Origin of the sequence: Nioella sediminis (assembly GCF_001879695.1) — a bacterium.
In the GTDB taxonomy this organism is placed as follows: Bacteria; Pseudomonadota; Alphaproteobacteria; order Rhodobacterales; family Rhodobacteraceae; genus Nioella; species Nioella sediminis.
Map to the genome: position 1 here is coordinate 1 of NZ_MNBL01000170.1, position 4,033 is coordinate 4,033.

Annotated in this window: 5 protein-coding genes; 4 read left to right on the forward strand and 1 reads right to left on the reverse strand. The window is 63.5% G+C overall.

Annotated elements, in window-relative coordinates:
- The 3 genes from BKY26_RS20355 to cysE all read left to right on the forward strand — a co-directional run.
- On the forward strand, positions 1-611 hold a 611-nt coding region (locus BKY26_RS20355; RefSeq protein ID WP_425434501.1), incomplete at its 5' end, for a GTA baseplate fiber-binding domain-containing protein.
- Positions 604-1,314 carry a DUF2793 domain-containing protein gene (locus tag BKY26_RS18575; RefSeq protein WP_071691871.1) on the forward strand — a complete coding sequence of 237 codons (711 nt, stop codon included), beginning with the start codon at positions 604-606 and terminating at the stop codon, positions 1,312-1,314. The genes BKY26_RS20355 and BKY26_RS18575, both read left to right, overlap by 8 nt.
- Positions 1,315-1,403: 89 nt before the next feature.
- The gene (gene cysE / locus BKY26_RS18580) at positions 1,404-2,225 is read left to right on the forward strand and encodes a serine O-acetyltransferase (protein WP_071691872.1); all 822 of its coding nucleotides are present in this window, start codon (positions 1,404-1,406) and stop codon (positions 2,223-2,225) included.
- 128 nt (positions 2,226-2,353) lie between these two features.
- Here cysE and BKY26_RS18585 read toward each other — a convergent pair whose 3' ends face one another.
- The gene (locus BKY26_RS18585; RefSeq protein ID WP_071691873.1) at positions 2,354-2,653 is read right to left on the reverse strand and encodes a CBU_0592 family membrane protein; all 300 of its coding nucleotides are present in this window, start codon (positions 2,651-2,653) and stop codon (positions 2,354-2,356) included.
- Positions 2,654-2,827: 174 nt separating this feature from the next.
- Here BKY26_RS18585 and BKY26_RS18590 point away from each other — a divergent pair, with 174 nt between their 5' ends.
- Positions 2,828-3,895, forward strand: a complete 1,068-nt coding sequence (locus BKY26_RS18590) for a PLP-dependent cysteine synthase family protein (RefSeq protein WP_071691874.1) — start codon at positions 2,828-2,830, stop codon at positions 3,893-3,895.
- Positions 3,896-4,033: the final 138 nt, after the last annotated feature.

Sequence of the window (4,033 nt, forward strand, 5' to 3'; positions counted from 1 at the left end):
GCAGTGGCGCCAATTGGGAGGTGATCCAGTTCGCCAATGCCACGCTGGTGGGAGAGGACCTGTGGGATATTTCATTGCGGCTACGCGGGCAGGCGGGGTCCGACGGGATCATGCCCGATGACTGGCCCATTGGGTCGCTCTTCGTGCTGCTGGATGGGCGGCCGGGGCAGATAGAACTGCCCTTGTCGGCGCGCGGATTGCAGCGGCACTATCGTGTCGGACCTGCGGGCAAATCCTATGACCACCCGGTTTATGCCCATGCGGCGCTGGCCTTCGACGGGGTAGGGCTACGCCCTTATGCCCCCGCGCATCTGAGGGCACCGAAGATCGGATCGGACCGGCAGATCAGCTGGATTCGCCGCACGCGGATCGACGGCGACAGCTGGCAAGGCACCGAGGTGCCGCTGGGCGAGGACAGCGAGGCGTATCTGCTGCGCATCCGCGATGCGGGGGGGCTGAGACGGGAAGAGACGCTCAGCTCTCCTGCCTTCACCTATACCGATGCCATGCAGGTCAGCGACTCCGTCACCCTGCCTTACACGATTGAAATCGCGCAGATTTCTGCGCGGTTCGGACCCGGGCCCTTTGCAAGGATCGAGATCAATGACTGACACGACAAACCTGACCCTGCCGCTGCTGGCCGCCAGCCAGGCGCAAAAACATGTGACCGTGAACGAGGCGCTGACGCGGCTCGATGGCGTGGTGCAGCTGCGCCTGCGGTCGCGCAGCCTGACCACACCGCCGGGCGCGGTGCTGGAGGGCGAATGCTTTGGCGTGCCGCCCGGTGCGGTGAATGACTGGGCCGGTCATGAGGGAGAGATCGCACAATATGCGGGCGGTGGTTGGGCCTTCTTCGCGCCGCAGCGGGGGTGGCGCGCTTTCGTGGACGATACGGGCAGTTGTGATCTGCATAACGGCAGCGACTGGCGCGCGGGCGGGTTGACTGCGTCGCCCGGTGGCGGCGGTGTCGCTGTGCACAGCGTGGAGGCCGATGTGCTGATCGGGGCGGGGCCGACGGTGGCATCGGGCCTCAGCTTCCCGGCGCGGTCCATCGTTCTGGGCGTCACGGGCCGGGTGACCGATACCATCACCGGTGCGCTGACCGATTGGCGGCTTGGCGATGCGATCTCGGATGACCGCTATGGCAACGGCTTGGGCAAGCCATTGAATTCCTGGGTCAGCGGCCCGGCAAACCCCTTCGTTGTCTGGGCGGATACGGAACTGGTTCTGACGGGAAATGGCGGTGATTTCGCCGGAGGTACCGTCAAACTGGTGGCGCATTACCTGAGTTTCGCGATTCCCGACGCGGTATAAAAAATCGTGATCAGCGGGATCAGGGGTTTCAACTTGGACCTTGGCCTCTATCTGCGGTAGAAAGGGCTACGCGAACGCAGGAGGCCACCATGGCAAAGACCCGCACACATCTGGCCGAGCTCGACCCGGTCTGGAGCCGCATCACCCGCGAAGCCGAAGAGGCGGTGCGGGATGAACCGCTTTTGGGCGGGCTTGTGCATGGCTGTATCCTGCATCACGCGACGCTGGAGGCAGCGCTGGCCTATCGCATGGCGCAGAAGCTGGCGTCTGGCGAAATGTCGGAACAGCTGATTCGCGAAATTGCGGATGAGGCCTATCGGTCCGACCCGTCACTTGGCGCGGCGGCACGGGCCGATATCGTGGCGGTCTTCGACCGTGACCCGGCCTGCCATCGCTTCATCCAACCTCTGCTGTTCTTCAAGGGATTCCAAGCGGTTGAGGCCTATCGCGTCGGCCATTGGCTGTGGCGACAGGGGCGCCGGGATCTGGCCTACATGATCCAGATGCGGATCAGCGAGATGTTCGGTGTCGACATCCACCCCGCCGCAAGGATCGGTAAGGGCATCATGATCGACCATGCGCATTCCATCGTGATCGGCGAAACCGCCGTGGTGGGGGACAATGTCTCGATGCTGCATTCGGTGACCCTAGGCGGCACCGGCAAGGAAGAGGAGGACCGTCACCCCAAGATCGGCGATGGCGTTCTGATCGGCGCGGGCGCCAAGGTGCTTGGCAATATCAAGGTGGGCTGCTGTTCCCGGATCGCGGCGGGCTCTGTTGTGCTGCACGAGGTGCCGCCCGCAACCACCGTCGCCGGTGTGCCTGCCAAGATCGTGGGCGAGGCTGGCTGCGATCAACCGTCCCTGTCCATGGACCAGATGGTACAGGGCTGCGGGGGCGGCAAGGACTGATCCCGAACCAATCGAGTTTCAAAGATGCCCGTGCCAGAGATGGCGCGGGTTTTTTCTGTTTGCGCTGAAAAAAAGCCCGTGAAACCAGGGGCTTCACGGGCAGTCCAACAGGGAGGAAGGAAAATGGATCAGGAGGAAAGGACGCGCACTGGGGCGGGCTTGGGCTCTTTGCGCAGGGCAATGCCGCCAAGCGCCATCAGGATGTAAAAGCCCTGGATCAGCGCGGCGCTGAGGTTGAAATCGGCCCAGAGGCTGACCATCACGCAGCTGGCCGCAGCAAGGACCATGACGAAATATTCAGGGCGTTTGCTGTCGAGGCGGCCAGTGCTGAGGCAGAAGAAAGCCGAAGCGTAGATCGCGAAGCCCAGAAGGCCGAAAGCGCGGCAGATGAACTGGGCATCGAGGGTTGTGAGGTCAAGGGAATGCATGATCTGTGTCTTACGCTATGGGCTGTTGAAACTGGGTCGTGACGGGGTTGCGGATCGTTCAATATCAATATGTGTAAATACAACACTAACAGAAGTCAATACACAATCGTTCGATTTGTTCTTTGCCGCGATCCCGCTTAGGTTGAGGCCAACGCAACAGGGAAGGACAGGGCCATGACACGCCAGACCGAGGGGCGCGGACGCCTCTATGACAGCATTCTCGACACCGTGGGCGACACGCCCTGCATCCGCATCAACCGGCTCGCGCCAGAGGGGGTGGAGCTTTACGTGAAAGCCGAGGCGTTCAACCCCGGCGGATCGGTCAAGGACCGGCTGGCGCTGAATATCATCGAGGCGGCTGAAGCCTCCGGCGCACTGAAACCGGGCCAGACGGTGGTGGAGGCGACCTCCGGCAATACGGGCATCGGGCTCGCCATGGTCTGCGCGGCCAAGGGCTATCCGCTGGTCATCACGATGGTGGAAACCTTTTCCGTGGAACGCCGTCGGCTGATGCGCTTTCTCGGTGCCAAGGTTGTTCTGACGCCCAAGGAACAAAAGGGCACCGGCATGTATCAGAAGGCCAAGGAACTGGCCGAGGCCAATGGCTGGTTCTTCGCCCGCCAGTTCGAGACAGAGGCCAATGCCGATATCCACGAGGCCACGACCGCGCGCGAGATCATGGCCGATTTCGGCGGCAAAGGCCCCGATTACTTCGTCACGGGCTATGGCACCGGCGGCACGGTCTCCGGCGTGGCGCGCGTGCTGCGCCGCGAAAGCCCGAACACCAGGATCATCCTGACCGAACCCGTGAATGCGGCCCTCGTCGGCAGCGGCCATGCGCAAGCGCGCACGGCAGATGGCGAGCCCGCCGAAAGTCACCCCGCCTTCAACCCGCACCCCATTCAGGGCTGGACCCCGGATTTCATCCCGCTGGTGTTGCAGGAGGCGCTCGACTCACATGGCTATGACGAGCTGATCCCGGTCGCAGGCCCCGACGGCATCGCAGCGTCCAGGGCGCTGGCGACGCAGGAAGGCATCTTCACGGGCATCTCTGGCGGGTCGAGCTTCGCTGTCGCGCTTGAGGTGGCGAAGACCGCCCCCAAGGGCTCGCGCATCCTCTGCATGTTGCCCGACACCGGGGAGCGCTACCTCTCCACCCCGCTCTTCGAGGGTGTCGAAAGCGAGATGACGGAAGACGAACTGGCGCTCATGCGCTCCACCCCCGGCTATCAGATGGGATGAGCCCTTCTTCTTGGCCGAAATACTCCCGCCGGAGGCATCCGACCCTGCCACCTGGCGCTGGCCTTGACCGGGCAGGACGAACCGCCCCAGCTTTCCGTGGCAACGCGGCCCGACGACGGCCCCAACGGGGCCCGAGGA

Excerpts from the sequence above, each read along its gene's own strand:
- BKY26_RS18575 (WP_071691871.1), top strand. The coding sequence starts at position 604 with ATGACTGACACGACAAACCTGACCCTGCCGCTGCTGGCCGCCAGCCAG.
- cysE (WP_071691872.1), top strand. The coding sequence starts at position 1,404 with ATGGCAAAGACCCGCACACATCTGGCCGAGCTCGACCCGGTCTGGAGC.
- BKY26_RS18585 (WP_071691873.1), bottom strand. The coding sequence starts at position 2,653 with ATGCATTCCCTTGACCTCACAACCCTCGATGCCCAGTTCATCTGCCGC.
- BKY26_RS18590 (WP_071691874.1), top strand. The coding sequence starts at position 2,828 with ATGACACGCCAGACCGAGGGGCGCGGACGCCTCTATGACAGCATTCTC.